Genomic DNA, 26,820 nt, shown 5'->3' on the forward strand with positions numbered 1-26,820 from the left:
GATCAGCCGCACGTGGCAAGGCTTGAAGCAGAGCCGCGCCGACCTAAATCTGTTCTGTTATGCAACCGGCAGTCCCCGGCGCTGTTTCCTGGCTTTATGGGAAAACGTGAGCGAGGCGGGAGGGCAGCATGAAACGAGCAGCGATCTACGCCGTGACGGCCGCCCTGTTGGTGCCCCTGCTGGCACCTGGAACGGTCTTGGCCGATAGCGGGCAATTGCGCGATCCGACGCGCTGCGGCACGGGTCCAGCGAATTGCCGCAAGCTGCCGCCAACCGCAAGCGACACGCGGCGCAACGAACCGCGCCTCCCATCCGACACGCGCCGCAATGACGGCGACAAGCCCGGCCTGATGCATACCTCGCCGCTGCCAAGCGAAGGCCTGCAGCGCAATCCGGATGCGCCGGGGTCGACCGGCCTCGACAAGGGGTCGACCGGCATCACGCCCTATCCGAAGAAGAAGTCGGTCGGGCACTGATATCACGCCGGGCATTAACCCTGATTGGTCAAGACATAGACGCTGGCAGGGGGAACCGGTTCTGCCGCTATCCCGTTTCTGACACGAGCCCCCGCTTGTTCGGGGCCATCTTTCGGTGGAGGGTTCGTGATGCGAAAACGACATCTTGTGATCAGCACCTGGGTCCTGGTAGCGGGCCTCAGCGGCTCGGCTGCGGCGATCGGTGGCGGACACGTCGACGCTGCCAACATCCTTCTCTCGAATGCGCGCGACACGGCCACGGTGCCGCAGCCGGTCTCGCCCGACGAGGCCAAATTGTGGATCCTCAATGCGGGCTATGACCAGGTCTCCGGGCTGGAAAGCGTGACGCCCGGCATCTATCAGGGCACGGCCGTCTCCGATGGTGCGACTTATGACGTCACCGTCGATTCCGTCGGCAATGTCTTGGGCATCAAGGAGTGACAGGCGCGCGGCATCAGATATGGCGGCGGGCTTGGCTCGCCGCCGCTTTTCTGATGTTGGCGACGGGATCTGCCATCGCCCAGAACAACACCGGCTATCCCAGCGGCACCAAATGCAGCGATCTCATTGAACCGCGCCGCAGCGCCTGCATCGATGCCTTCGACCCGCGCCCCAATCCGCGGGAGATCATCAACAAGCCGCCCTCGGGGGCGGTGACACCACCCTCTTTGCGCCCCCTCGGCCAGGATCCCTTCCCGACCGACCCGCGCGTGCCGCATACCCTGCCGCCGCCCTTCATCAAAAAACAGAATCAGTGATGGCCGGAATCACTTATGGGCGGAATCAATTATGGACGGGCGCGCCGTAGCGTGCGCCGAGCAAGGCGACGCCTTCCGGATCGCCGATGATCATGGGGCGGTGCCATTGCCGCAAATGCGGGGCACGGCCTTGCGCCGCCGCCGGCGCCTCGAACGCCGTGAAATTCGCCCAATTTCGCTCGGCATAGGTCAGCACGGCGCCACCGGCTGCCTGCACCAAGGCAAGGCCGCCCGCCACGTCCCAGATGTTCGGTCGCTCGAATCGCGCGACCCGCAGCAGCCCCGCTGCTACGAAGGCGCATTCAATGGCCGCCGATCCGGTCTTGCGGACCTCCCACGGCAGATCGACATCCGGCACCGCCTGCGGCTCGCCGGCCAGGCGGCGGCGGATGCCGGGATTGAGCCGTGGCCGCAGCGCCTCGCCATCGAAGCAGACATCGCCGCCAAGACAGGCGTGATAGACACCGGCATAGAGCGCATGACTGGCCGAACACCAGACGGCGCCGGCGATCGGTCGGCCCCGATGCAGCACGCCGATCGAGGCGGCGAAGAGCGGGAAACCGTTGATGAAATTGGTCGTGCCGTCGACCGGGTCGATCGCCCAGACAAAATCGCTGTCGCCGCCTGGGGCGTCGCTGATCTCCTCGCCCAGCACGTCATGGGCGGGAAAGGCCACCGCAAGGCGCGCTCGGATCATGCGCTCGACATTCTGATCGACTTCGGAGACCGGGTCGCGAAAGAGGTTGATCGGTTGCGTTGGATTGTGGGCCGCTGATGCGGTTTGTTCCTTCGTTGCCTGCGCCACCACCTTGGCCGGATCGACCGCCTTGTAGCGAATGGTGACGTTGCGGCCCAGCTGCTGCACGATCTCGGCACCGGCGAGATGCGCGAGATCGAGCGCGGTGTGTTCGATCCGCCGCAGCAACGCGGCATCGAGATCGGGAATACCCACCGCGGCCGCGGCGACGGGGTCGAAGGCCGGATCGCCGCGCACCAGATGCATGTTCATGACGCCACCTCGATGTCCGGGCCCCTGCCGGGGGCTGCAGCGGCCGCATTTGTGCGATCGCGTTCCGATGGCACGAGAACCTCGAGCCGCTCGGCAAGGAAGTTCACGCTGACCCGCCCCTCATGTACCCGCATTTCGGGCCCGTAATCATCAATGCGCAGCGGGTCGCCGCGCCAGTCGATCTCGACCGACCGCGCCCTGGTCACGCTCAGGGGTGCAACACCGCTGCACCCGCCATCGATCCATGCCAGCATATCGTCGCGCTGTTCGGGCGCCACGGTGACGACATCAAAATAGCCGTCATCGGTTTCGGCCGCCGGCGCCAGATGCAGGCGCGACCCTGCATGCTGAATGTTCATCGCCTCGGCCAGCAGCAAGGGTGCCGGCACGGGCACGCCGTCGAGCGCAATCGTCGAGCGCAACGGCTCGGCATGGGCCAGCGCATGCCGGAAGGCCTCTCGGCCCAAGCGGATGCTGTCGGCCGCCGTGACGCCTTCGGTTTTGAATTGCAGGATGGTCTTGGCCAGTGGTCCGATGCCCACCGCTTCGACGAAACGCGTCTGTCCCCAGGGACCGCTGACGCGACCGATATCGAGGCCACGCCGGTCGGCATGGCGCCAGGCTGTGACGATCTCATTGCCGGAACCGGGTTGCGCTGGATCGAGAATGCCCAAGGACTGGGCGATGTTGTTGGCTGTGCCCAGCGGCACGATGGCCACCACACGCTTCTGGAAGGGAAGCTTGGCAAGGATGCGCGCGACGGTGCCGTCGCCGCCGGCCAGCACGACCATCTGGGAAGGTTCGGCAAGGCAGCGGTCGAGCTGCGCGTCCTGTGGCGCGCAATGGCGCACGGTGAGGCCGCCGGCTTCGAGCGCGGTGGTGAGTTCGGCGGGCGTCAGATGGCCGGCACCGGCTGATTTGTTATGAACAAGAAGTGTTTGCATGATCCATCCAACACCTGGTCAAAGCGGGCGTTCCCCGCACCCGCGACATGGCGGATCAAAGCAATGAGGGCGCCTCTGGTGGGAGGCGCCCTCATACTGTCTCGGTTCGCTGCCGGTCACGTCGCTCACATCGCGGGACTCGATCTAAGAGACGCCAGGACCGGCTTCGGCCCGAGACAGGTAGATGAGCCGCGCGTTAGATCAAGGGCTGGCGTGGATCCTGTCGGGCCCGGGCGAGTTCCTCTTCGCTGAAGGCGCGGCCGCTTTCATCAAACTGGCGCCAGCCATTGTCGCGCAATGCGCCGCCGCGCGCGGCGAGGTCGACATGGTCGTGGGCATGAAGAATCTGTTCGACCGCGGCCTCGCGGTCCGCCTCGACGCGCACGGAAACCAGGCTGCCGCCGCGGCGCACGCCCTCGGCGTAAAGATGGGCATCTTCTTCGCTGACGCCCGAGCGGGTCAGGCTGCCCACGATGCCGCCGCCGATCGCACCGGCAATCGCACCGGCAGCCGCACCAACTGCGGTCGCCGCCAGCCAACCAGCTGCCACCACCGGGCCGATGCCGGGAATGGCGATCACCCCGAGGCCCGCCAGCAAGCCAGCACCGCCGCCAATTAGCGAACCAGCGCCAGCACCATCGGCTGCGATATCGCCGGCCGTCTCCTTGTCCGCCTCGACACGGTAGTGGTTGTCGACATTGTTGGAGACCAGGCTGATATCGGCGGCGGGAATGCCGGCATCCTCGAGCTCCCGCACCGCGGCTGCGGCCTCGTCATATTTGTCGTAAAGCGCACTCACGGTTCGGCTCATGGCAAATCTCCGTCTCTCTGAAGGAAGATGAACGACTTGCCGGATGAATGCCCGATGGCGGGGCAACGTTCCGCGCCGCGGCGGATAATCCGGCCGCGGCGCGTCGTTTCGGAGTTTGCGCGTAACCCTAAACCGCTGTTACGGCAACAACACGGTGTCGACGACATGGATGACGCCGTTCGACTGGCGCACATCGGCGATGGTCACCATCGATTTGTCACCCTTCATGTCTGTGATGACGATGCCTTGTCCCTTCTGCTCCAGCGTCAGGTCCTCGCCATTCACGGTCTTCAGCATCGCCTTGCCGCCGCCCTTGGCGATGTCGGCCACCAAGGTCTTCGCATCAAGCGCGCCGGGGACGACGTGGTAGGTGAGGATCTGCGTCAGCGTCGCCTTGTTCTCGGGCTTCACCAGCGTTTCAACCGTGCCGGCCGGCAGTTTGTCGAAGGCCGCATTGGTCGGCGCAAAGACCGTGAACGGGCCGGGGCCCTGCAGCGTCTCGACCAGGCCGGCCGCCTTCACCGCTGCGACCAGGGTGGTGTGATCCTTTGAATTCACCGCATTCTCGACGATGTTCTTCGACTGATACATCGGCGCTCCGCCCACCATCGGGTTGGCCATCGAGCCGCCGCTATCGGCCTGCGCCGCGCAGCCGGTCGCAATCACGCACGCCAGCAGCGTGCCGAGCATCTTCGCTTTCATTGCATTGCCTCTCTGAATTGATTGCCGTGAAGCCCCTTTGCGCTTCACTGACCTTCCCTACGCCCGCCTGCCACCGGCGGATGCACGGCAACAATCTTTTTTGCCTCGCTGATCCGCGCTCGGTCTGCGGCGTAAGGGAACAAAATTCGTGATGCGCGGTTTGGTCCTGCCGGATGAGACCTTCGTATCGCGGGAACATCATGAGCCTTGCCCAGCGCTTTACCCAATTCGCCAACGCCACGGCCCATGCCACCGGCCGGCCGCTGACATTCGTCACCTGCTGCGCCGTCGTCGTTATCTGGGCGGCCTGCGGTCCGGTCTTCGGCTTCTCCGACACCTGGCAGCTCGTCATCAACACCGGCACCACCATCATCACCTTCCTGATGGTGTTCCTGATCCAGAACACGCAAAACCGCGACAGCGCCGCGATCCAGGTAAAGCTTGACGAATTGCTGCGCTCGCACCGCCCGGCCAGCAATGATTTCATCGGCGTCGAGCATCTCACCGAAGACGAACTCGAAGAATTGCGCACGCGCTGCGAAGAGCAGGCCAAGGTCGTGCGCCGCGAGCACGCCAAGAAAAAGAAGAGCGGGCGCTGAGGCCTCGGCCACCCGCGCATGGCAGGCTGACCGCCAGCCCCCCTAGAGGGCCACGCCTCATCCCGTCCAGAAAAGGTGCGGGTATCCGATGGCGACACGGCTGGCGCCAGGTTCCATTCCCCGGGGCGCAAAGGATCTGGCTGCGCCGGCCATCGCGCCAGCGCCGCGATCTAGGCGGCCGGCAACCGGATTGGCAGCAACGGGAGGCAGATTCGCCCCCGAAGCCTGCGGGAGGCTGAAGAATCGCGCCGGTTTTGCCACCTCATTCCCGCACGCCGCCCATGCGATGCGGCCGAATTGACCCATGCGTGTTATGGTGTAGGATGCCGGCCATAACCTTTGTTAATCAAGTAATTGGGGTCAATAGATGAGTGATGTGAAAGGCTTGATGACCGGCAAGCGGGGCCTGATCATGGGCGTTGCCAACGACCGGTCGATTGCCTGGGGTATCGCCAAAGCCGTCGCCGCCCAGGGTGGCGAAATGGCCTTCACCTATCAGGGCGAGGCGCTGGAGCGCCGGGTGAAGCCGCTCGCCGCCTCGATCGGCGCCGATATCGTTGTCCCTTGCGATGTCACCGACGATGCCAGTATCGATGCCACCTTCGCCACGCTGAAACAGCGTTGGGGCAGCCTCGACTTCGTCGTCCATGCCATCGCCTTTTCCGACAAGGACGAACTGAAGGGTAAATATGTCGACACCACGCGCGGCAATTTCGCGCGCACCCTCGACATCTCCTGCTTCAGCTTCGCGGCCGTCGCCAAGCGCGCCAAGGATATGATGCCCAATGGCGGCTCGCTGGTGACCCTCACCTATCTCGGCGCCGAGCGCGTCATGCCGCATTACAACGTGATGGGTGTGGCCAAGGCAGCACTCGAATGCTCGGTGCGCTATCTCGCCGCCGATCTCGGCGACCAGGGCATCCGCGTCAATTCGATCTCGGCCGGGCCGATCAAGACGCTGGCCGCGTCCGGCATCGGCGATTTCCGCCAGATCCTGCGCTGGAACGAACTCAATGCCCCGCTGGCGCGTAACGTGACGATCGAGGATGTCGGCGGCGCCGGTCTCTATTTCGTCTCCGACCTCTCCAAGGGTGTCACCGGCGAACTGCACCACGTCGATGCCGGCTATAACGTCGTCGGCATGCTGCGGCCGGAATCGGCCGCGGAGATCGGCGAGATGATGCGCAATTTCTCGAAGACCGAATCTTAAAAAGTCGAATGTCGCACAATACCTTCGGACATCTCTTCCGCTTCACGACCTGGGGCGAAAGCCACGGCCCCGCTTTGGGCTGCGTCGTCGACGGCACGCCGCCGGGCATCAGCATCGACGCCGCTGAAATCCAGCATTGGCTGGATCGCCGCAAGCCCGGCCAGTCGCGCTTCGTGACCCAACGCCGCGAGCCGGACACGGTCGAGATTCTTTCCGGCATGTTCCAGGGTAAGACGACCGGCACGCCGATCTCGCTGATGATCCGCAACGAGGATCAGCGCAGCAAGGATTATGGGCGTATCGCCGACCAGTTCCGCCCCGGCCATGCCGACTATACCTATTGGGCCAAGTATCAGGGCATTCGCGACTATCGCGGCGGCGGGCGTTCGTCGGCGCGCGAGACGGCCGCGCGCGTCGCGGCCGGTGCCGTGGCGCGGAAAGTGCTCAACCACCTCGTTCCCGGCGGGATCGAGATCAAGGGCGCCCTGGTGCAGATGGGCCATCTCAAGATCGACCGCCACGCCTGGGACTGGGCCGAGGTCGAGAACAACCCCTTCTGGTCACCCGATGCCGCGACGGCCGTGGTGTGGGAGGAATTCCTGGACGGCATCCGTAAATCCGGTTCCTCGACCGGCGCCGTCATCGAGGTGGTGGCAAGGAACGTGCCGGTAGGCTTGGGCGCGCCGCTCTATGGCAAGCTCGATGCCGATCTCGCCGCGGCGATGATGAGCATCAACGCGGTGAAGGGTGTCGAGATCGGCGCCGGTTTTGATTCAGCGACACTCACCGGCGAGGACAATGCCGACGAGATGCGCATGAAGGACGGCAAGGTATCGTTCCTCAGCAACAAGGCGGGCGGCATCCTGGGCGGCATTTCGACTGGCCAGGACGTCGTCGTGCGTTTCGCGGTGAAGCCCACCTCCTCCATCAACACGCCGCGCAAGGGCGTTACCACCACCGGCGAGGACGTCGATGTGGTGACGACCGGGCGCCACGACCCATGCGTCGGCATTCGCGCGGTGCCGGTGGGCGAGGCGATGATGGCCATCGTGCTGGCCGACCACCTTCTCCGCCACCGAGGCCAAATCGGCTGAGCGCCGCCCACGGGACACAATCTTCATCTTCTGTTAGTTAATTATTCCTAGCATACAGCTGGGATAAGCCCAATCGGCTGATTTCGGGGGAAATCTTGGGGCATGCAGCAGCAGATGCATTGGCAGGAAACGACCCGCATCTCGACTGACGCCTTGCAGGCGCTCGAAGCTGCGTGGCGCGGCTGGGGTGAGGGCGGCCAACTGCCCACCCGCGCCCGCTTCGACCCGATGGATTTTCCCGAATTGCTGCCCTGGATTCTGCTGGGCGAGATCACGCCCGCGACCGCCGGCCCGCGCAGCTACGACGTGTTGTTCCGCTATCTCGGCAGCGAGTTCGAACGCTATTTCAAGGCGAGCAATCTCACCCGCGCGCATCTCAGCAGCGTCGGGCCGCCCTATACCGAACGCTGGTTCGCCGTCTATGACGCGGTGATCCGCCGGCAGCAGCCGCACTACTTCACCGGCGCTCCGTTCGGCACCGGCTATGAATACCTGCCGCTGGAAATGCTGGTATTGCCCTTCGCCAGAACCGACACGGCAGAGACGCGACCAAAGGTCGGCTTCGTCCTGTGCGCCTTCGCGCGCCTGGAACTGGTCTGATCTATTTGCGCGTGAAGACCGCCACCAACTCGGCGTGATGCGACCACAGGAATTGATCGAGGATGACAAGGCTCGTCATCGCGAAGCCGGCATCGATGAGGATGCGTGCATCGCGGGCGAAGCTTGCCGGGTTGCACGACACCGCGACGGCGCGCTTGACGATCGATTTCGCGATCATCTTCGACTGCATCTCCGCACCGGCACGCGGTGGATCGAACACCACCGCATCGAAGGGCTTCAAATCCTGCGGCGGCAGCGGCGACTGTTCGAGATCGCGCGTCAGGCCTTCGACCCGGCCGGAGAGTTGCGCCCGGTTGACGGCGGCGACGAGTGCCGCAGTTGCCGGCCGGGCACTGTCGACGCTCAAGACACGCGCCTGTTGCGCCAACGGAAAACTGAATGTACCGCAGCCGCCGAAGAGATCGGCCACGCGCTTGGCCTTGCCAACGCCCTTGTTCACCGCTGCGACCAGTGCTGCCTCGCCGGACAGGCTCGGCTGCAGGAAGCCGCCGATGGGGAGATCGACAACAACGTCGGCAAAGCGCACTTGCGGCACGCGCGCCATGACGATGGGTTCCGGCTGGCGCTTGCCATGTGCCCAAGAGACGCGGGCAAAATCGGCAGCCCTGGCCGCTGCGATCAGCGGCTGGCGCCGCGCTTCGGGCAACGCGTCGCCCGATTGCATCAGGATGTCGAGGCCGGACAGCGTCTCCGTCACCTGCAGATCGGCCGATTGCTTGTTGTGAAGGGCCGCTGCCGCCAACGCATGAAGAGACGGCAGGCCGGCCCGCAAGGCGGCGGTGAGCAGCAGGCAATCGTCGAGCGGCACGATCTCATGGCTCATCACGGCGTGGAAGCCGAGTGTGACCTGGTCCTTCTCCTTATGCGCGGCAAAGACGGCGCGGCGCCGCGCACCCGGCTCCGTGCCGACGCATTCGGTCTTCTCCGGCAGGGGGATCCCGCGTGTCGCCAGGGTCGCTGCGACCTGCGCCTTCTTCCAGGCAGCATAATCGGCGAGCGACAGATGCTGCATGGCGCAGCCGCCGCATTGGGTGAAGACAGGGCAAGGCGGCACGACGCGGCCGGGGGCCGGCTGCAGCACCTCGATCAGCCGACCGGCGAAGGCGTTCTTGCCTTTCTCCTGCAGGCGCACGCGCACGCGGTCACCGGGCAGGGCATAGGGCACGAAGACCGTGGCGCCATGGTGATGGCCGATGCCATCGCCCTGCGCGCCCAGTGCCTCGATGGCGAGTTCGACGGTCAGAGGCTCGCTCATGCGTCACCTGCCAACCCTCTCCCCTCGCGGGAGAGGGTGCGAGGCGTAGCCGAGCGGGTGAGGGGGTCGCACAACGAGTCCGCTCTTAAGGCCCCCTCACCCCGACCCTCTCCCGCGAGGGGAGAGGGGGAAGCAGGTGCCGCTTGGCATAGCGTTGTTGAGATCATGCGTCACCCTTGCGCGCGGCGATGAGAAACTCCTTGTTGCCTTCCGGCCCCAGGATCGGGCTTTCGACGATGCCGAGCACCGTCCAGCCGGGCAGGTTCTCGAACCAGCCGCGGATGCGGGCGCAGACTTCGTCATGCAAGGCCGCATCGCGCACGACGCCGCCCTTTCCTACCCGGTCCGGGCCAACTTCAAACTGCGGCTTGATGAGGGCGACGCACCAGGCCTTGTCGCGCGTCAAGGCAAGGGCTGCCGGCAGCACCGTTTCCAGGCCGATGAAGCTGGCGTCACAGACCACCATGTCGAGCGGGTCGGGAATTTGCGCGTTGGTCAAATGCCGCGCATTTGTCTTTTCCAGGACGATGACGTGGGGATCCTGGCGCAGTTTCCACGCCAATTGCCCGTGCCCGACATCGACGGCATAGACCTTGGCGGCGCCATGATGCAGCAGCACGTCGGTGAAGCCGCCGGTCGAGGCGCCGATATCGGCGCCGATCATGTCTTTCACCGGCAGATCGAAGGCCTCGATCCCTTTGGCGAGCTTCTGCCCGCCGCGGCTGACCCAGGGATGTTCCTGGCCCTTCACATTGAGGGGTGCTTCGAGCGGGATCTGGTCGCCGGCCTTGGCGATGCGCTTGGTGTCGCTATAGACGAGGCCAGCCAGGATCAGCGCCTGCGCCTTGGCGCGGCTTTCCACCAGCCCCCGGTCCACGAGGAGCTTATCGACGCGTTCCTTTGCCATCGGTTCAATCTAGCACGAGGCGGCGGCGCGAGAGATAGAGGAAGCGCAGGAGCAGCATGGAGCCGGACGCGGCAAGACCGATCGCCAGCCCCCACCAAACGCCGGGGCCGCGCACGTCCAGCACGTAGGCCAACCCGATGCCGCCGCCGATGCCGAGCAGCCAATAGCCGATGAAAGCGATGGCCATCGGCACGCGCGTGTCCTTGTAGCCGCGCAAGGCGCCCAGCGCCGAGACCTGCAGGCCGTCAAAGAACTGGAAGATGGCGGCGATGGGAAAGAGCGTCATGGCAACCGCGATGGCGGTCGCGTTGGCCGGGTCGTCGAGATCGAGATAGAAGCCGGTGAGCCAGCGCGGCGCCAGCCACATGACAATGGCCGCCACGAGCATCCAGGTGAGGGCGAGACCGATGGCGGTAAAGCCTGCCTGCCTGGCGTCATAAGGACGGCCGGCGCCCAGGGCATAGCCGACACGCACGGTGCCCGCCTGGCCCATGGCATAGGGGATCATGAAGGTGATGCTGGTGATGTTGAGAACGACGTTATGCGCCGCCAGCGTATCACCGCCAAAGCCGCTCATCGCCGAGGTCGAGCCGAAGAACATGCCGGATTCGAAGAGATAGGCACCGGCGATGGGGGCGCCCACCACCAGCATATCCCTGGTCAGCTTGGCATCGCCCCGCATGAGATGCGCAAAGATCGGATAGTTGCTGAAGGGACGCGCGCGGGTGACATAGAGAATGCCCAGTGCCAGCTGCACCCAGCAGATGATTGTGGTGGCAAGCCCGATCGCCGGCACGCCCATGCCGCCCCAGCCGCCGAAACCGAACATCAGCAGATAGAGCACGCCGATGAAGACGGGAAGGATCGTGAGGCCGATGACGGTGATGGCCACGGGCTTACCCAAAATGGTGACGAAACTACGGATCACCTGGAACCACAGGAATGGCACCACTGAGGGGAGCGCCCACCACATCAATTGCTCGATCGCCGGGATATCCAGGCTGTGATGGGCGGCAAGCAGCCGCAGCACCGGGGCGAGGCCCAGCATGATCAGCATCACCGGGATGGAAAGAATCGTGGCCAGCCGCAAGCCCTGGCGCAGGATGCGCAGCAGTTCATCTGGCTTCTCGGCGCCATGAGCATGCGAGCCCATGGCCGCCACCGAATAGAGGACGCCCATGGCAAGGATCTTGGGCACATAGAGAAACTGCGCACCAAACCCGCCGCTCGCCAACGCGTCGGTACCGAGCATACCCGCCATGACGTATTCGGTCACACCCATGGCCATTTCAACCAGCAGCGCAACAGCGATGGGCGCTGCCAAACCGATGGTAGCAAAAATGTCCTGGTGGAGGGGCAACCGGCTTTCCGCGGCGCCCTTCCGGGGGCCAGCGGAAAGGGTCGTCATGTCTTTTATCCTGTTGTCGTCAGCTCTTGCGGTTGATGACGAAGTCGCTCATCCAGCGCAACGCATCGGCCTTCTGGCCGAAGATCTCGAGATGGGCCTTCGCCTGGTCGCCCAGCAACTTCGCCTGCTGGCGCGCGCGATCCAGCCCTAAGATCGAGACGAAGGTGGCCTTCCCCGCCGCGGCATCCGCACCCGTGGGCTTGCCGGTTTCGGCCGCATCGCCCTCGGCATCGAGGAGGTCGTCGACGATCTGGAAGGCAAGGCCCAGATCATGGGCATAGCCGATGAGGGCGTGGCGCTGTTCCTTCGACGCATGGCCCAGGATGGCGCCGGCTTCGCAGGAGAAGGCGATGATGTCGCCGGTCTTCATGCGCTGCAGGCGCGTAATGGCGCCGATATCGAGCTGCTGGTTCTCGGCGAGCAAGTCGATCATCTGCCCGCCGACCATGCCGTTGGCGCCGCCCGAGACAGCGAGCGCATGGCAGAGCTGTGCACGCACATCGCCATCGGGATGGGTGTCGGGATGCGAGAGCACCTCGAACGCCATGGTGAGCAGGCCGTCACCGGCGAGGATCGCCGTCGCCTCGTCGAACTGCTTGTGCGTCGTCGGCTTGCCGCGCCTGAGATCGCTGTTGTCCATGGCGGGGAGATCGTCATGCACCAGGCTGTAGCAATGCAGCATTTCGATGGCCGCTGCGGCACGCAGCGCGTATTCGTCATGCACGTTGAAGATCGCGGCGCTGTTCATCAGCAGATAGGGGCGGATGCGCTTGCCGCCCACCATGGTGGCATAGCGCATCGCCTCGATGACGCGCGCTTCGGCACCTTCCACCGGCTTGATGAGCTCGGTGAGCTTGCGGTTGACCGACATGGCGGCATCATTCAGGGCTGTCTCGATGGACACTTTGACCTCGGCTTGCATGATCTGGATTCGTTGTTTCAGTCGATATCGGCCGGCACGGCCGTTGGCTTTCCGTCGGCGCCGAGGACGATCTTCTCGACCTTCAGCTGCGCTTCCTTCAACTTCATCTCGCAATGCTGCTTGAGAGCCGCACCGCGTTCATAGGCGCTGATCGCCTCGTCGAGCTTGTTGTCGCCCCGCTCGAGCCGCTTCACCAGTTCCTGGAGTTCGGCCAAGGCTTCCTCGAAGCTCATGCCGGCAATGGCACCAAGCTTCGCGTTCTCCGTCTTGTTCTCAGCCATGCGGCGTTTCCCCGATACTTTCGGTAAGACTTTCGTCATCGAACGCATGCCAGCATGGGCAGCGATCGGCGGTGCCTACCTTTTAATCAAAATGGCGCCGGCGCGGCCTTCTGTCGCAAGGCGGCCGCGCGGCGCCGATGGCGCGCATTCTACTGACGGGTTCGCCCTCGGACAATAGGCGGGAAGTGTGATGTTTCAGATACTTGGCAAAAGCAGCCCGGCGAATCGCCACCCCAGACCTTGGTCGGGGCCGAACCTGCAGGCGTTGCAATTTGAAGGCCGATCTAGCCAAATGTCGGCAACAGGGATGTAAGACAAAAACGAAATGAACTCTGCGCGTCACGATCCAGCCCCCATGCGCCAGCCGATGCGACCCAAGCCAGCGGGTTTCCTGCGGCGCTCCAGCCGTTACATCCGCTATCGCCTCATCACCCCGATGCTGCGCGCCAAGCACCCGGCCGAATATTCGGCGCGGGCCGTGCTGGTCGGCGTGGTCTGCGGCCTGATGCCGATCATCGGGCAATCGACCGTCGTGCTCGCGGTCTGGCTGGTGGCGCGGCGCTTCAACTGGGGCTTCAATGTCGTCGTGGCGGCACTCTGGACCTTCATCAGCAACCCGCTCACCACTGCGCCGATGTTCTACGGCTTCTATGTCACCGGCCAGGTGATGATGGGGCATTGGGACGATCTTTCCGGCTTCGACCGTTTCGTCTCCCTCTCGCGCGATCTGGTGAATGAGGACCTCGGCCTCTGGGACCAGGTCAAGATGATCACCCGGCTGCTCTTCCTCGACTGGGCGGTCGCCATGTGGGTGGGCTTCATTCCCTGGGGCGCCTTGTGCGGCTGGCTCGGCTATCGCTGGAGCCTCAAAGTGGTCACCGCCTATCGGCACATGCGCGAGAAGCGCATGGAACGCCGCCGCCACCAGCTCGCATCGGAAGCGCTGAAGGCCTAATCCTCGCTATCATTTCCCTCCACCTTTAGGGGGAGGGCTAGGGTGGGGGCCGGAAGCAATGATTGTCCCACACCGAGACTGCGCCGCCCCCCTCCCAACCTCCCCCCTGAAGGTGGGAGGAGATTAGTTGGGAATCAGCCTACGCCCTTTGCAGCGCATAGATATGCGCCGTCGCTGATTCGGCGAGCGCGTTGAGGTCATAGCCGCCTTCCAAGGTCGAGACGATTTTCCCGCCGCAATGTTCGGCGGCGAGCTTCACCAGTTCGTCGGTGATCCAGGCGAAATCCTCGGTCTCGAATTCGAGGCTGGCCAAAGGGTCGGCGCGGTGGGCATCGAAGCCGGCCGAGATCAGCAGCAATTCGGGACGGAATTGGGCGATCGCCGGCAGGATCACGTTCTCGCAGGCATCGCGGAATTCTGCCGAGCCGGCGTAAGGGGCGAGCGGCGCGTTGACGATCTTGCCGACACCCTTTTCCGTTTTCGCCCCCGTCCCTGGATAAAGCGGGCTCTGATGGGTCGAGGCATAGAGCACGCGCGGATCGGCGGCGAAGATATGCTGCGTGCCGTTGCCGTGATGAACATCGAAATCGAAGATCGCCACGCGTTGCACCCCATGCGCCGCGATGGCTTCCGCGGCACCCACCGCCACATTGTTGAAGATGCAGAAACCCATGGCGATGTCGCGCTCGGCATGATGCCCCGGCGGGCGCACGGCGCAGAAGGCGTTCTTCAATTCGCCCTTCATCACGGCGCCTACGGCTGCCGTCATGGCGCCGGCCGCGCGCAAGGCGGCTTCGCCGGAACCGGGCGACAGCACCGTGTCGCCATCAAGCTCGCCAAAGCCCCGCGACGGAATGGCGGCGAAGACCGCGTCGATATAATTCTCGGCGTGCACGCGCATCAGCTGCTCGCGTGTCGCCGGCGGCGCCTCGCGCCGCTCGAGCGCTGCATAGATCGGATCGTCGAGCAGGCGCAGGATGGAAACCAGGCGCTGGATACGCTCAGGGTGACCGTGCCCGGTATCATGGGCAAGGCAGGCCTGGTGCGTATAAAGCCCGGTTGTCATTTCATCGACCCGTCATTTCAGTCGCTGCAGGCGATAGACAGCACTGGCATCGGCCACCAGCAGCGTGCCGTCCGCTGCCGGCACATAGAGCGCAAACAAGCGGCCGAGGCAGAAGCCGGCGATGCCGTCCTTGCCCTGGGCCATGGCGCCGGCCTTGTCGGCCCCCGCCTTGTCAACCTGGGCAATCAACGCCTGCTCATCGGCATCGAGCGGCCGGGCGCGGGCTTGGGCCATCGGCTCCAGAGTTGGCCCGGCGCAGCCCTGCCCACCCAGGCTGGTGAGGCCATGCCGGTCGAGGCGGATGAGGCGGCCCTGCTGAGCCACATCCTTCAACGCTGGATCAGCCGCATCGACCATCTCGGCCAATTGCCACAATCCGTTCAGCAATTGCGCGGCATCGGGCGCTTCCTGCGGCACCGGTGCTGCGGCCGTGAGCGCGGTAAGGCGCGTGGCGTAGATATCCTTCAGGCAGCCGATCTGGTCGGCGCTGAAATCCGGCACATCGTCGTCGGCGCCCGGCAGGATGCCGCAGGCATTGGCACGCTCCCCCGCCCAGGCGCGCTGTTCGCTGCGCAAGGCATCAGGGTCGGCGGCCTTTGCCAGTTCTTCCGTGTAACGAATGGCAAGATCGGCATCGAGCTTGGCCAGCGCCGCGTCGCCGCAGATGGCATGCTCGATCGGCGCCGCCGCCTTGGCGCAATCGAAGCTCGGCTGCGCATCCTGTGCCGCCGCCGATGAACTTAGGGCCGGCAAACCGAAAGCAAGGAGCAGCGCCGCCGCAGCGAGCGTGAAACGAAACATCAGACGGACCCTTTCTTCAATCCCGCCAGGAACAGCAGCGCCCAGCCCAGAATCAGCAAGGCACCGCCGAGCGGCGTGAGATAGACCAACCAGGATGCTCCATCCCCTCCGTCCAGGGGCGAGAGCGCAAGTACATAAAGACTACCAGAAAATAGCAGCGCGCCCAGGAAGAAGGCGAGGCCGGAGATTGTGACAAGACGCACAGGAAGTTTTGGCGAGGCGGCGTCGAGGCAGGCGGCAATCCCCAGCAATGCCAAGGCGTGCCACAATTGGTAGGAAGCGCCGGTCTTCAGCCAATCGACGGCTTGCGGCGGCAGCACCGCTTGCGCGCCATGCGCCGCAAAGGCGCCGAAGCCGACCGCGATGGCGCCGTGAAATCCCGCCGCCGCCAGAAATTTGCGCATTATCCTGAACTCCTGTGTGCCTTTCCGCGGGAACTATCGCACGGGCGGCGCGATATGGCATCATCGGCGACCTTACGACCCCGCCCACTGCGACCAATTGCCCGCAACATCATAGATGCCGTGAAAGCAACATGAGTGAAGCCGAAATCCTCGTCGCCAAGGAAGGCGCCATCCGCCGCATCACCCTCAACCGCCCGCAACGCCTCAATGCGCTGACCCGCAGCCTGCTCGGCGCGCTCTCGGACGCCCTTGCCGATCTTGCCGCCGATGACGAGGCGCGCGTGCTGGTCCTCACCGGATCGGGCCGCGGTTTCTGCGCCGGCCAGGATCTGGGTGACAAGGGCGCTGTCGAAGACGGCCGCGTCGTGCGCGACACGGTCGAGCGATACTACAATCCCGTCATACGGCAGCTGCGCAGCCTGGATTTGCCCGTGATCGCGGCTGTCAACGGCATCGCCGCCGGTGCCGGCATGTCGTTGGCGCTTTCGGCCGACATCACGCTGGCCGCGGAAAGTGCCACCTTTGATCTCGCCTTCGCGCGCATCGGCCTCATCCCCGATGCCGGCGCCACCTATACGCTGCAACGCTTGCTGGGGCCGGGCCGGGCGCTCGCCCTCGCAATTCTGGGCGAAAAGCTCAGCGCCAGACAGGCGGCGGACCTCGGCCTCATCTGGCGCGCGGTTCCCGATGCCGATTTTGGGAAGGACGTCGACGCCCTGGCGGCGCGGTTGGCAACGGCACCGACCAAGGCCATCGCGCTGATGAAGAAAGCGTTCCATGCCGGGGGCCATCACAGCCTGGAACAGCAATTGGCGCTGGAAGCCGAGTTGCAATCGCAAGCGGCCGATACCGAGGACTTCCAGGAGGGCCTCAGCGCTTTCCTGGGCAAGCGCGCACCGACTTTCAAGGGGTTCTGACCCATGCTGCCAATCGCCGACCGCTGGTTCGAGATCAAGAAGATCGATGACGACATCACCCTGCTGTGGGAACCGCACGTCATCCCGCTCATGCGCTGCAATATCTGGCATGTGCGCGGCTCGACCCGCGATCTGATGATCGATACCGGCATGGGTATTGCCAGCCTCAAGGAGGCAGCGAAACACCTGCTGGAAAAGCCCGTGACGGCGGTCGCCACCCATACCCATGCCGATCACATCGGCGGGCATTGCGAGTTCGAGCACTGCCTGGTGCATAAAGACGAGGCGCAGAACCTGGCCTCACCCAGCGAAAAAGGCACGCTGCTCTATTCGGATTTCAGCCAGGACGAAGTGATCAAGATCCGCGTCGCCGGCTATGCCATCGACGGCGATCTCATCACGGCCCTGCCGCATGCCGACTATGATTTGCGGAGCTACCAGATAAAGCCTTCGCCGGTCACGGAGATCGTCGAGGAAGGCGACAGGGTCGATATCGGCAACCGCCGCTTTGAGGTCTTGCACCTGCCCGGTCATTCGCCGGGCTCCCTGGGCCTGTGGGACGCCTCGAGCGGTACGCTCTTTTCCGGCGATGCCCTTTATGACGGCCCGTTGCTCGACGAGATCGACGGCGCCGACATCCCGACCTATGTAAAGACGATGAAGCGCCTCCGCGAGTTGCCGGTGCGCGTGGTCCATGCCGGCCACGACCCCAGCTTCGGCCGCGAGCGCCTCGTTGAACTCTGCGACGAATATTTGGCGAAACGGGCCTGAGAACAGGCAGGCGACGGGGGGTTACGTCCCCTTCCCTTGCGCCGCGATCCAGGCGGCGATGCGTTCGTCGCACAGCACGATCTCGCGCCGGTCGGGATTGAAGAAGGCATTGGGCCCGCCGCATTCGGTGACCAGCAGCATGCGGCCATAGGGCAGCGCCAGTTCGGCATTCAGCCGTTCGGCGAGGCTGTCATAGAGGCCGTTCCGGCGCAGGCTTGTGGCGATCGCCTCATTGGCTTCATCGATCACCGGCGCGATCTCGACATAAAGCGGACCGGCACCTTCGGGCGGCGTCAGGCCGGGACCGCGCCGATAGGGTGAGAGCCGCCCGTTCCATTGCGCGGCGGCCTTCGCGGCGTCATCGGCACAGGCCTTGGCGGCGTTGGCGTCGATCTTCAGCGCGGCACCCAGGGCTGCATGGGCATTGGCATCCTGCCCGATCAACTGGCAGGCGAGCAGCCGTGCGAGCTTGGGCGACAGTGGCGCATCCTTCTTGTCCAAAGTCGCGGCGAAGGCCAGGAACGCATCGAGCGCCTTGCCCAAATCCGCCTCGCTTGCATTTTGCGGCTTCTCCGCGATCCCGGTCAGGGCGATGAGCTGGGCGGCGCCGATAATCGCCTCGTCCGGAAAGACATCGGTCGGCGCCGGCGCTTCGGGCAACAGCGAGGCGGCGACGCTGATGTGGAATTCCGCCACCAACGCGCCGAGGATCACCTGGTCATCGATCTCGGCCGCCTGCGCCCCGGCGGTGCCTGCCGCCATCGCCGCACCGACTATGATCGCCCCGAACCGCATGCGGAAATCCGTTACTGCCCCTGTTCGCCCGCGTCAGCATGCCATGATTTGCCCCGGGATTGCACGCCCCCTGCCACAATCTCGCCATCGCGCCCCGGCATAACCCTGGGGCCATGATGTGATATCCTGATGAGAGCCGGGGAATCCGGCGCCCGAGGTGACCTTGCCCGAAGACTATGTGACGGAACTGCCGGCCCTGGATGGCCAGGCCGCGCCAAGCGATCGACGCCAACGCAGCGCCTTCCTGAAAGGCCTGCATGCCGGTCTGGTCGCCGGGTCTCTCGCTTTGTTGTTCGCGACCTTCCTGCCACTCGTCCATCCCTATTGGCCGCTCGCGGATGTGGCCGAGCATTTCGCCCTGCAGATCCTGCTGGCGGCGGTGATGCTCGGCGCCCTGGCTCTCGCCTTGCGCCGCTGGCGCTGGCTCAGCGTCATCGGCGGCATCGCCTTCATCCAGCTTTGGACCATCCATCCCTATTGGCCGAGCGACACGGTGCTGGTGACGCCGATGGCCGCCGAGAAGCGCTTGAAGCTGGTCTCGCTCAATGTCTGGTATCACAACCAGAACCTGCCTGCGGTCATCGATTACCTGCGTGACACAGACGCCGACGTGGTGGGATTGGTCGAGGTGCGCGACCGCATGCTGCCGGAGCTTGCGGCCCTCAACGATCTCTATCCCTATCGCCTGGAATGCGTCTCGGTCGCGCGCATCTGCCAGGAATTGCTGCTCTCCAAATATCCCTTCACCGCTTCGGGCAAGGGGCGCATCAATGGCGAACTGCCGGTGCTGGTCTGGGGCGAGATCAGGCCGATGCCGCAAGGCCCGCCGCTCACCATCGCCGTCACGCATCTCGCCTGGCCTTTCAAGAAAATCCGCCCACCCGCCGAACCCTCGCTCAATCCGCAACGCCACTCCCTACCCAAGGGCCTGCCCCGGCTGCTACAAACCGAACAGGCGCTGACACTCACCGGCGCCCTCGACCGCTTGAGCAGCAATCTGGTCCTGATGGGGGATTTCAACATGGCGCCCTGGAGCCGTACCCAGCAATATCTGCGCCGGGCGACGGGGCTCGACAACAAGGGCGACCTCGTCCCCTCCTGGCCGTCTTGGGCGCCCGCTTTCATACGCCTGCCCATCGATCATGTCATGACGCGGGGGAACCCGCAGATCCTCACCCTCGCAGCCGGCCCCGATGTCGGTTCCGACCACCGGCCGGTCGAGGCGGTCATTGCGTTGAGCTTGCCCTGAATGCGTCTCGGAATGCGGCTGGGTCGCCCCCTCCTCATCCTGTGGCTGGTCCTGGCCCTGGGCGTGCTGCTGGCACCCTTCTTCCTGCATTTGGCCCTTCTCGACAGCCTGCGCCTGCCCGTGATCCTCGCGAGCCTGGCCGTCGCCGTTTTCCAGTTCTGGCAACGGCAATGGCGCACGGGTGGTCTTAGCCTGCTGCTGGTCCTCTGCCTCATCGGCCCCTGGGCGGGCACCGGCGGCCTGCCGGTCCCGCAGGACATGAAGCAGGTCAAGCTCATCGTGCTGCCGAGCTCCGATCCCGAAGCCCTCGATTACGCGCTCAAGGAGCAGCCGGACCTGCTCTTCATTCCCGATTTCAGCGACGAGACCGACACGGCGCTGGGCGTGCAGCGGGTCATCCATGCCGATCCCCTGGCGGTGCCGCAGCTGGCCGAAGCCCTGCCGCAGCTCACACAGCTCTACCGCCCGTGGCTGTTGAAGACCAATGATGGCATGGGCCTCTTCATCAAGGCCGGCGCCACCGACATCGACAGCGTCCGCGTGCGGGAGGCCCGGGTGGGATCTTACGCCCTCGTGGCCGATGTGCGCCTCGCCGATACCGAGCTCACCCTCGCCATGGTGCATTTCACGCGGCCCTATCCGCTCTCCGGCTTCGGGCGGCAGGTGGCGCAGGTCGAGCGCCTGGCCGGGCAATTGCAGAAAATTCCGCGCCCCATCATCCTTGCCGGCGATTTCAACGCGCTCCCCTGGTCGAAGATCCTCGACACCCTGTCCGCCGCCATGGGGGCCGATAACGCGCAATGGACCGGGACCTTTCCGGCCGGCTCGCCCTTGAAGCTGGCCATCGACCAGGTGCGGGTCAGCGGCGGCCTGCAGATCGTCTCGCTGGCGAGCGGCCCCTATGTCGGTTCGATCCACCTGCCGCTGGTGGCCACCATCGCGCTACCGCCACGTTAACCACCCATTTCCCGGCGCATGGCTTCCATGCGCCCAGCTTTCACGTTTTCGGCCTTTCGCGCTTGCGGGAGGTCTTCTTAGTCCCTAGTCTCCGGCGGCTTTTTGCCATTTTTGACGCCTAGAGAGACCAAATGACCGACGATCGCACCTATGCCCAAGCCGCGCGTGCCTGGCCGTTCGAGGAGGCCAGGAAGCTGGTCGACCGCTACAAGGCCGGTGCGCCGAAAAAAGGCTATGTGCTGTTCGAGACCGGCTATGGCCCCTCGGGCCTGCCGCATATTGGCACCTTCGGCGAGGTCGTGCGCTGCACCATGGTGCGCCAGGCATTCCAGCGCCTCTCGGACATCCCGACGCGCCTCTTCGCCTTCTCCGACGACATGGACGGCCTGCGGAAAGTGCCGACCAATGTGCCCAATCAGGAGATGCTGCAGAAGTTCATCGGCATGCCGCTGACCAAGGTGCCCGATCCCTTCGGCACGCATGAGAGCTTCGGCCATCACAACAACGCCATGCTGAGGGGCTTCCTCGACGGCTTCGGCTTCGAATACGAATTCAAATCCTCGACCGAGCTCTACCAGGCGGGCGTCTTCGACCAGGGCCTCCTCGATGTGCTGAAGCACTACCAGGCGATCATGGACGTGATGCTGCCGTCTTTGCGCGAGGAGCGCGCCGCCAGCTACTCGCCCTTCCTGCCCGTCTGCCGCAAAACGGGGCGCGTGCTGCAGGTGCCTGTGCTGGAGACCAACGTCGCCGCCGGCACCATCGTCTATCAGGACGAGGACGGCTCGAAGGTCGAAACGCCGGTGACCGGCGGTCACTGCAAGCTGCAATGGAAGCCCGATTGGGCGATGCGCTGGCATGTCTTGGGCGTCGATTATGAAATGTCCGGCAAGGACCTCATCCCCTCGGTCCAGCTCGGCAACAAGATCTGCGAGATCCTCGGCTCACCGCCGCCGGACGGCTTCAATTACGAGCTGTTCCTCGATGACAAGGGCCAGAAGATCTCGAAGTCGAAGGGCAATGGCCTCTCGGTCGAAGAATGGCTGGAATATGCGCCGCCAGAGAGCCTCGCCTTGTTCATGTACCAGAAGCCGCGTGCCGCCAAGCGCCTCTATTTCGACGTCATCCCGCGCGCGGTCGACGACTATCTGACCTTCGTCGAGAAGTTCGACGGCGAAGCCCCGGCGCAGAAGCTCGAAAATCCCGCCTGGCATATCCATAACGGCCAGCCGCCCAAGGCTGCCTCCGCCCTCACCTATGGCATTCTCCTCAACCTCGCCTCGGTCGCCAATGCCGAGACCAAGGACACGCTGTGGGGCTTCATCAGCAAGTACCAGCCGGACGCGACGCCCACGACGGCGCCCTTCCTCGACAAGCTGGTGGGCTATGCCATCAACTATTACCGCGACCATGTGAAGCCCAGCAAAAAGTACAAGGCGCCGGACGAGATGGAACGCGCGGCCCTTGCCGAACTTCTCGCAGCACTTGAAGCAGCGCCCGAGACGGCCGACGCCGCCGAATTGCAGAACATCGTCTTTGAGGTCGGCAAGAAGCACCCGTTCCCGGAACTCCGTGCCTGGTTCAAGGCGCTTTATGAAACGCTGCTCGGCCAGGAAACCGGCCCGCGCATGGGTTCCTTCTTCGCCCTCTACGGCCGCAAGAACTCAATTGAGCTGATCAAGAAAGCGCTCGAGGGCAAGCTGGCGTAAGCAGATCGTCGGCAAGCGTGAATCCCCGGGGACGTCGCCCCGGGGATGATGGATTTTTTTATCGCCAGCACTGTTTTCGTCATGCCCGGGCTTGACCCGGGCATCCACTGCCAGGAACGACGAACTCAATCCATCGGCATGCGCTGCGCCATCTTGTCCGGCTCGGCGGTGCCATTGACCTGCTTGCGGCCGAACGGTCAGTCGCCCCCACCGCCATCGCCGCCACCATCCCCGCCACCATCCCCGCCACCATCCCCGCCACCATCACTGTCGCCGCCGTCACTATCGGCATCCGCGTCGGCATCGGCATCCGCGTCCGCATCGGCGTCGGCATCGGCATCGTCGGCGTCATCAACCGCGTCGTCGATTTCGGCGATATCCTCTTCCGAGAAGCCGAGTTCGGCCAGATCCGCTTCCGGCAAATCAGGCTCGCCGTCGAGCGAGGGGTCGTCGATATCCGCCTCGTCCACATCGACCTCGCCATCGCCGACATCGCTGGTGCCATCGCGCCCCACCCGCACATTCTGACCGGCACCCAGGCGCACCGGGTCACCACCCGACAACGCGTTCACCTCGACCATGCCGGAATTGACCGAGACCAGCGTGTTGCCGGACGCGTCGACCTTCAGCTTCAGATTGGTGCCGCGCACGACCAGCGTGGCGGTGGGCGTGTTGATGCGCAAGGAATCGCCCTTGATGGCGCCTGAGATAAGCCGCGCCGCCCCTTGCGTCAGGGTATAGACCGCTTCCTCCATGCCGGTCTTCGGGTTGAAGACCAGCGCGTCGATGGTGATGCTGGCATCCTGGCTGATGAGCAGATGCGAGCGGTCGATGAAGCCGATCGTCGCTGAGCTGGCACTGCCCGTCGTCACCACTTCGCCGAACAAAGCCGGCGACTTCTCGTTCTTGTTCGCGGGTGTCTGGTCGGGCAGCGCGCCGGTTACATTGCCTTTGACATGGACGAAACCGCCAACGGTCGAGCCGACACCGACATCAGCCACGGCCGCGGCCGTCCAGGCGAGGGTTGCAAGCATGCCCAAGAGCGGCGCGCTGGGAAGTCTGAAGAACTGCATACTGGATTTCCTATGAGGATTTTGAATGTGAATCGCCCGCCTGCAAATCACCCTGGCGCAGCAGCCGGTCGCCGGCAAAGACCAGGCGGCCGCGCCCGGTCGCCTTGACTTCATAAAGCGCTTCGTCGGCCGCGCGCATGATGCTGGCGGCATTGTCGCCGCAGGCCGGCGCCTGGGCGATACCGAGGCTGACGCCGACATCGGTCGTTCGACCGCCCTCCAGCGCGATCGGCGCGGAGACGGCGGCAATGAGCTTGTGTCCCAGTGCGGCGAGGGCCGGCGCATCGGCATAGGCGCGCACCAGCACGATGAATTCGTCGCCGCCGGTGCGGCTCACCAAGCCGGCGCTGCCCACGGTTTCGCGCATGCGTTCGGCCACGGTGCGGATGACGGTGTCGCCGGCGGCATGGCCAAAGGTATCGTTCACTGCCTTGAAGCGGTCGAGGTCACAGGCGATGACGGCGAAGGGTTGCGGCAGCAGGTCGACCGCCGCTTTCAGCTCCTCGCCGAAATGCAGCCGGTTGGCAAGGCCGGTGAGGGAATCGTGGCGTGCCATGTGCCGCGTGCGCCGCTCGCTGTGCTCGACCACATTGCTCATGCCGCCGAGCTTGCGCGCGACCAGCATCGCGGCCAGCGCCATGACCAGGCCGATGAGCAGGATCAGCGGCCAGATCACCGACCAGATCGCTGCCCCCGGATAGTTGTCCGCCCACAGGAATGCACCCAGGCTCTCGCCGCTCAAGGTGGTGACGAAGCGGTGCGGGCGCGGCAAGTCGGGGGGCGGGTTGGCATTGAAGTTGAGCGCGTTGAAGGAGAGTTGCGCGTTGAGATATTCAAGGAGATCGCCGTCGATGAATTTGACCGAGACCAGCACGGCGGTGACTTGGCTTGCATCGGCCGGCTCGGCCAGCACCATGGCGCTGAGCAGCGCCGGTGTACCCTCGATACGCTGGAAGGCAGCTTCGAACAAGGTGCCGGCCGGTGCCCCGGGCGCGGCGCGATACCCGGCCATGGCCTTTTGCACCAGCAGGCGCAGATCGGCATCGACGGGCAGCGCATCGGAATCGCGCGACACCATCCCTTCATGGGCATAGGCCATGAGCCTGCCATCGGGTGCGATCAACAGCGTGCGGTCATGGCCGAACTGGTACCACAGCCCCTCGATCATGGCATCGAGATGCGAACTGGTCGTGTCGCCGGGGAACCGTTGGTCGAGATAGGCCTTCCACGACACCAGCGCGTGCTGGTCGCGGGCCAGCAGCATGAAGCGGCTGTTGAGCGTGTTGTCGAACAAGGCCAGGTCGTTGTTGCGCGCCTGCCGGTCCGCCTCTTCGGACGACCGCAGGCCGACAAAGGCCATGGCGCAGGCGAACAGCACGATGAGAGCTGCGGCAAAGGCGAAGATCAAGGACGAGAGCCGCACGGGAAAAAGCTGCGCCGTCCCGGCAAGCGTGCCGGCGGCCGCTCCCTCCTCGCCACTGGATTCCCTGTTCATGCCCCAACCCCAATATGCCGGCCCTTGATACCGGGCCACCCTATCGGCCCCGATCAGCCCCCGACCGACCGGCGCTGACACCATGTTTAGGCGATTTATCCGCCCGGGGGAACCGCCGCCACGGCAAGCGTTGCGCTGGGCTTGTTTTTTTGGACGCTTTGTCCCAGCTTGCGGAACCGCGCGGCGGCACCCATCTCAGGTGACCCGTCCAAATTCCAGACACCTGCCAGAGTCCCGAAAGCCAGCATGAACAGCACCGACCAGCTCGCCCTTCTCGATACCGTGCTCTCCAAGGCCAAGGCGGCCGGTGCCGATGCCGCCGATGCCGTGATCGGCACCAGCATCTCGCTCTCACTGGGTGAACGCTTGGGTGCCAAGGAAAAACTGGAACGGGCCGAAGCCCAAGACCTGGGCTTGCGCGTTTTCGTCGGCAAACGCCAGGCGATCGTCTCGACCAGCGATTTCACCAAAGCGTCACTTGAGGAACTCACGACCCGCGCCGTCGCCATGGCCAAGGTCGTGCCGGAAGATCCCCATTGCGGCCTCGCCGGCGCCCATGAGCTTGCCAAATCCTGGCCCAAGCTCGACCTTTGCGATGCGACCGAACCCTCGGAAGCCCTGCTCACCGATCTCGTCCGCGCGGCCGAAGATGCCGCGCGCAGCGTCAAGGGTGTGACCAATTCTGAAGGTGCCGAAGCCGGCTATGGCCGCTCCGACATCGCCATCGCCGCCAGCAACGGCTTCCAGGGCGCCTATGCCAGTTCGCATTTCGGTTTGTCGGTCTCGGTCTTGGCCGGCGAAGGCACTGGCATGGAGCGCGACTATGATTACAGCTCGACCGTCTACTTGGCCGACCTCGATGATCCGGTGAAACTGGGCAAGGCCGCCGGCGAGCGGGCCGTGAAGCGGCTCAACCCAAGGAAGGCCAAGACCGCCGTGGTGCCGATCATCCTCGATCCGCGCATCAGCAATTCCATCGTCGGTCATCTGGTGGGCGCCATTAATGGTGCCGGCATCGCCCGCGGCACCTCGTTCCTGAAGGATTTCCTGGGCAAGGATGTGTTCGCCCCCGGCATCGACATCATCGACGATCCGCACCGTCAGCGCGGCCTGCGCTCGCGCCCCTTCGACGGCGAGGGACTCGCCACCAGCGCCGCGAAGCTCATCGACAACGGGCGCCTGACCATGTGGCTGCTCGATTGCCGCTCCGCGCGGCAGTTGGGCTTGACGTCGAACGGTCACGCCTCGCGCGGGACATCGAGCCCGCCATCGCCGGCCCCCAGCAATGTCCATATGGCGGCCGGCAAGATCAGCCGCGCGCAGATGATCAAGGAGATCGACCAGGGCCTCTATGTGACCGAGATGATCGGCTCCGGCGTCAATGGCGTCACCGGCGACTACAGCCGGGGTGCTGCCGGTTTCTGGATCGAGAAGGGCGAGATCACCTATCCGGTGTCCGAAGTCACCATCGCCGGCAATCTCAAGGACATGTTCAAGGCCGTGACACCGGCCGACGACCTCGTCTTCAAATACGGCACCAACGCTCCCACCCTGCGCATCGACGGCATGACCCTCGCCGGCGCGTAAAGCTGCTATAAAGGCGCGCAAGGGGGAGAAGCGCGGATGCCTTA

General features: G+C 64.6%; 29 protein-coding genes. 14 read left to right on the forward strand and 15 right to left on the reverse strand.

The window, feature by feature from the left end:
- Nucleotides 1-128: 128 nt before the first annotated feature.
- The 3 genes from SMD31_RS06260 (at nt 129) to SMD31_RS06270 (ending at nt 1,234) form a co-directional block, all read left to right on the forward strand.
- Nucleotides 129-476 carry a hypothetical protein gene (locus tag SMD31_RS06260; RefSeq protein ID WP_320499948.1) on the forward strand — a complete coding sequence of 116 codons (348 nt, stop codon included), beginning with the start codon at nt 129-131 and terminating at the stop codon, nt 474-476.
- Nucleotides 477-602: 126 nt separating this feature from the next.
- Nucleotides 603-917, forward strand: coding sequence for a hypothetical protein (locus SMD31_RS06265; RefSeq protein WP_320499949.1), 315 nt, complete (start codon nt 603-605; stop codon nt 915-917).
- Nucleotides 918-970: 53 nt separating this feature from the next.
- A complete protein-coding gene (locus tag SMD31_RS06270) occupies nt 971-1,234 on the forward strand; it encodes a hypothetical protein (protein WP_320499950.1) in 264 nt (87 codons plus the stop codon).
- Between the two features lie 25 nt (nt 1,235-1,259).
- Here the strand turns inward: SMD31_RS06270 and SMD31_RS06275 are convergent, their stop codons facing one another.
- From SMD31_RS06275 to SMD31_RS06290, 4 genes are all read right to left on the reverse strand, one after another.
- Complete coding sequence (locus SMD31_RS06275) at nt 1,260-2,243, reverse strand: inositol monophosphatase family protein (RefSeq protein ID WP_320499951.1); 984 nt, start codon at nt 2,241-2,243, stop codon at nt 1,260-1,262.
- Entirely contained in the window at nt 2,240-3,187 is a 948-nt protein-coding gene (locus SMD31_RS06280) for a diacylglycerol/lipid kinase family protein (protein ID WP_320499952.1), read from the reverse strand. Before SMD31_RS06280 ends, SMD31_RS06275 begins: the two co-directional genes overlap by 4 nt.
- Nucleotides 3,188-3,383: 196 nt before the next feature.
- Nucleotides 3,384-3,998 (reverse strand): general stress protein, encoded by a 615-nt coding sequence (locus SMD31_RS06285; protein WP_320499953.1) that lies wholly within the window; start codon nt 3,996-3,998, stop codon nt 3,384-3,386.
- 138 nt (nt 3,999-4,136) lie between these two features.
- A complete protein-coding gene (locus tag SMD31_RS06290) occupies nt 4,137-4,700 on the reverse strand; it encodes a fasciclin domain-containing protein (protein WP_320499954.1) in 564 nt (187 codons plus the stop codon).
- Between the two features lie 200 nt (nt 4,701-4,900).
- On the opposite strand from SMD31_RS06290, the gene SMD31_RS06295 reads away from it, so the two are divergent.
- The 4 genes from SMD31_RS06295 (at nt 4,901) to SMD31_RS06310 (ending at nt 8,203) form a co-directional block, all read left to right on the forward strand.
- Nucleotides 4,901-5,299, forward strand: coding sequence for a low affinity iron permease family protein (locus SMD31_RS06295; protein WP_320499955.1), 399 nt, complete (start codon nt 4,901-4,903; stop codon nt 5,297-5,299).
- Between the two features lie 367 nt (nt 5,300-5,666).
- Nucleotides 5,667-6,509 (forward strand): enoyl-ACP reductase FabI, encoded by an 843-nt coding sequence (fabI, locus tag SMD31_RS06300; RefSeq protein ID WP_320499956.1) that lies wholly within the window; start codon nt 5,667-5,669, stop codon nt 6,507-6,509.
- A gap of 8 nt (nt 6,510-6,517) precedes the next feature.
- Nucleotides 6,518-7,603 carry a chorismate synthase gene (aroC, locus tag SMD31_RS06305; protein WP_320499957.1) on the forward strand — a complete coding sequence of 362 codons (1,086 nt, stop codon included), beginning with the start codon at nt 6,518-6,520 and terminating at the stop codon, nt 7,601-7,603.
- A 102-nt stretch (nt 7,604-7,705) separates the two neighbouring features.
- Nucleotides 7,706-8,203 (forward strand): PAS domain-containing protein, encoded by a 498-nt coding sequence (locus tag SMD31_RS06310; protein WP_320499958.1) that lies wholly within the window; start codon nt 7,706-7,708, stop codon nt 8,201-8,203.
- 1 nt (nt 8,204) lies between these two features.
- Here SMD31_RS06310 and SMD31_RS06315 read toward each other — a convergent pair whose 3' ends face one another.
- From SMD31_RS06315 to SMD31_RS06335, 5 genes are all read right to left on the reverse strand, one after another.
- Entirely contained in the window at nt 8,205-9,479 is a 1,275-nt protein-coding gene (locus SMD31_RS06315; protein WP_320499959.1) for a class I SAM-dependent RNA methyltransferase, read from the reverse strand.
- Between the two features lie 163 nt (nt 9,480-9,642).
- Nucleotides 9,643-10,386: a TlyA family RNA methyltransferase gene (locus tag SMD31_RS06320; protein WP_320499960.1), complete on the reverse strand. Its 744-nt coding sequence runs from the start codon at nt 10,384-10,386 to the stop codon at nt 9,643-9,645.
- Nucleotides 10,387-10,390: 4 nt separating this feature from the next.
- Nucleotides 10,391-11,794 carry an MATE family efflux transporter gene (locus tag SMD31_RS06325; RefSeq protein ID WP_320499961.1) on the reverse strand — a complete coding sequence of 468 codons (1,404 nt, stop codon included), beginning with the start codon at nt 11,792-11,794 and terminating at the stop codon, nt 10,391-10,393.
- Nucleotides 11,795-11,813: 19 nt separating this feature from the next.
- Complete coding sequence (locus SMD31_RS06330; protein WP_320499962.1) at nt 11,814-12,716, reverse strand: polyprenyl synthetase family protein; 903 nt, start codon at nt 12,714-12,716, stop codon at nt 11,814-11,816.
- Between the two features lie 17 nt (nt 12,717-12,733).
- Nucleotides 12,734-12,997, reverse strand: a complete 264-nt coding sequence (locus tag SMD31_RS06335) for an exodeoxyribonuclease VII small subunit (RefSeq protein WP_320499963.1) — start codon at nt 12,995-12,997, stop codon at nt 12,734-12,736.
- A gap of 325 nt (nt 12,998-13,322) precedes the next feature.
- On the opposite strand from SMD31_RS06335, the gene SMD31_RS06340 reads away from it, so the two are divergent.
- On the forward strand, nt 13,323-13,952 hold the full coding sequence (locus SMD31_RS06340) for a DUF2062 domain-containing protein (protein ID WP_320499964.1): 630 nt from the start codon (nt 13,323-13,325) through the stop codon (nt 13,950-13,952).
- Between the two features lie 139 nt (nt 13,953-14,091).
- Here the strand turns inward: SMD31_RS06340 and SMD31_RS06345 are convergent, their stop codons facing one another.
- The 3 genes from SMD31_RS06345 to SMD31_RS06355 are packed head-to-tail and all read right to left on the reverse strand — an operon-like array spanning nt 14,092 to nt 16,223.
- Nucleotides 14,092-15,018: a histone deacetylase family protein gene (locus tag SMD31_RS06345; protein ID WP_320499965.1), complete on the reverse strand. Its 927-nt coding sequence runs from the start codon at nt 15,016-15,018 to the stop codon at nt 14,092-14,094.
- 12 nt (nt 15,019-15,030) lie between these two features.
- Entirely contained in the window at nt 15,031-15,819 is a 789-nt protein-coding gene (locus SMD31_RS06350) for a lysozyme inhibitor LprI family protein (protein ID WP_320499966.1), read from the reverse strand.
- Nucleotides 15,819-16,223, reverse strand: coding sequence for a DUF423 domain-containing protein (locus tag SMD31_RS06355; RefSeq protein ID WP_320499967.1), 405 nt, complete (start codon nt 16,221-16,223; stop codon nt 15,819-15,821). The genes SMD31_RS06350 and SMD31_RS06355 overlap by 1 nt, the downstream gene beginning before the upstream one ends.
- A gap of 131 nt (nt 16,224-16,354) precedes the next feature.
- Between SMD31_RS06355 and SMD31_RS06360 the strand changes: the two genes are divergently transcribed.
- Nucleotides 16,355-17,140 (forward strand): enoyl-CoA hydratase-related protein, encoded by a 786-nt coding sequence (locus SMD31_RS06360; protein WP_320499968.1) that lies wholly within the window; start codon nt 16,355-16,357, stop codon nt 17,138-17,140.
- Between the two features lie 3 nt (nt 17,141-17,143).
- Entirely contained in the window at nt 17,144-17,911 is a 768-nt protein-coding gene (locus SMD31_RS06365; RefSeq protein WP_320499969.1) for an MBL fold metallo-hydrolase, read from the forward strand.
- A 21-nt stretch (nt 17,912-17,932) separates the two neighbouring features.
- Here SMD31_RS06365 and SMD31_RS06370 read toward each other — a convergent pair whose 3' ends face one another.
- Complete coding sequence (locus tag SMD31_RS06370; protein WP_320499970.1) at nt 17,933-18,706, reverse strand: DUF4344 domain-containing metallopeptidase; 774 nt, start codon at nt 18,704-18,706, stop codon at nt 17,933-17,935.
- Between the two features lie 157 nt (nt 18,707-18,863).
- Between SMD31_RS06370 and SMD31_RS06375 the strand changes: the two genes are divergently transcribed.
- The 3 genes from SMD31_RS06375 (at nt 18,864) to SMD31_RS06385 (ending at nt 22,621) form a co-directional block, all read left to right on the forward strand.
- Nucleotides 18,864-19,955 (forward strand): endonuclease/exonuclease/phosphatase family protein, encoded by a 1,092-nt coding sequence (locus SMD31_RS06375; RefSeq protein ID WP_320499971.1) that lies wholly within the window; start codon nt 18,864-18,866, stop codon nt 19,953-19,955.
- Between the two features lie 12 nt (nt 19,956-19,967).
- Nucleotides 19,968-20,912: an endonuclease/exonuclease/phosphatase family protein gene (locus SMD31_RS06380; protein WP_320499972.1), complete on the forward strand. Its 945-nt coding sequence runs from the start codon at nt 19,968-19,970 to the stop codon at nt 20,910-20,912.
- Nucleotides 20,913-21,043: 131 nt separating this feature from the next.
- On the forward strand, nt 21,044-22,621 hold the full coding sequence (locus SMD31_RS06385) for a lysine--tRNA ligase (RefSeq protein WP_320499973.1): 1,578 nt from the start codon (nt 21,044-21,046) through the stop codon (nt 22,619-22,621).
- Nucleotides 22,622-22,818: 197 nt separating this feature from the next.
- On the opposite strand, the gene SMD31_RS06390 is transcribed toward SMD31_RS06385, so the two are convergent.
- Both SMD31_RS06390 and SMD31_RS06395 read right to left on the reverse strand, forming a co-directional pair.
- Nucleotides 22,819-23,694 (reverse strand): FecR family protein, encoded by an 876-nt coding sequence (locus SMD31_RS06390; RefSeq protein WP_320499974.1) that lies wholly within the window; start codon nt 23,692-23,694, stop codon nt 22,819-22,821.
- 10 nt (nt 23,695-23,704) lie between these two features.
- Nucleotides 23,705-25,189, reverse strand: coding sequence for a diguanylate cyclase domain-containing protein (locus tag SMD31_RS06395; protein ID WP_320499975.1), 1,485 nt, complete (start codon nt 25,187-25,189; stop codon nt 23,705-23,707).
- A gap of 246 nt (nt 25,190-25,435) precedes the next feature.
- Between SMD31_RS06395 and SMD31_RS06400 the strand changes: the two genes are divergently transcribed.
- Nucleotides 25,436-26,776, forward strand: coding sequence for a TldD/PmbA family protein (locus SMD31_RS06400; RefSeq protein WP_320499976.1), 1,341 nt, complete (start codon nt 25,436-25,438; stop codon nt 26,774-26,776).
- The last annotated feature ends 44 nt before the right edge of the window (nt 26,777-26,820 follow it).

The organism is Dongia rigui, assembly GCF_034044635.1.
GTDB classification, from domain to species: Bacteria; Pseudomonadota; Alphaproteobacteria; order Dongiales; family Dongiaceae; genus Dongia; species Dongia rigui.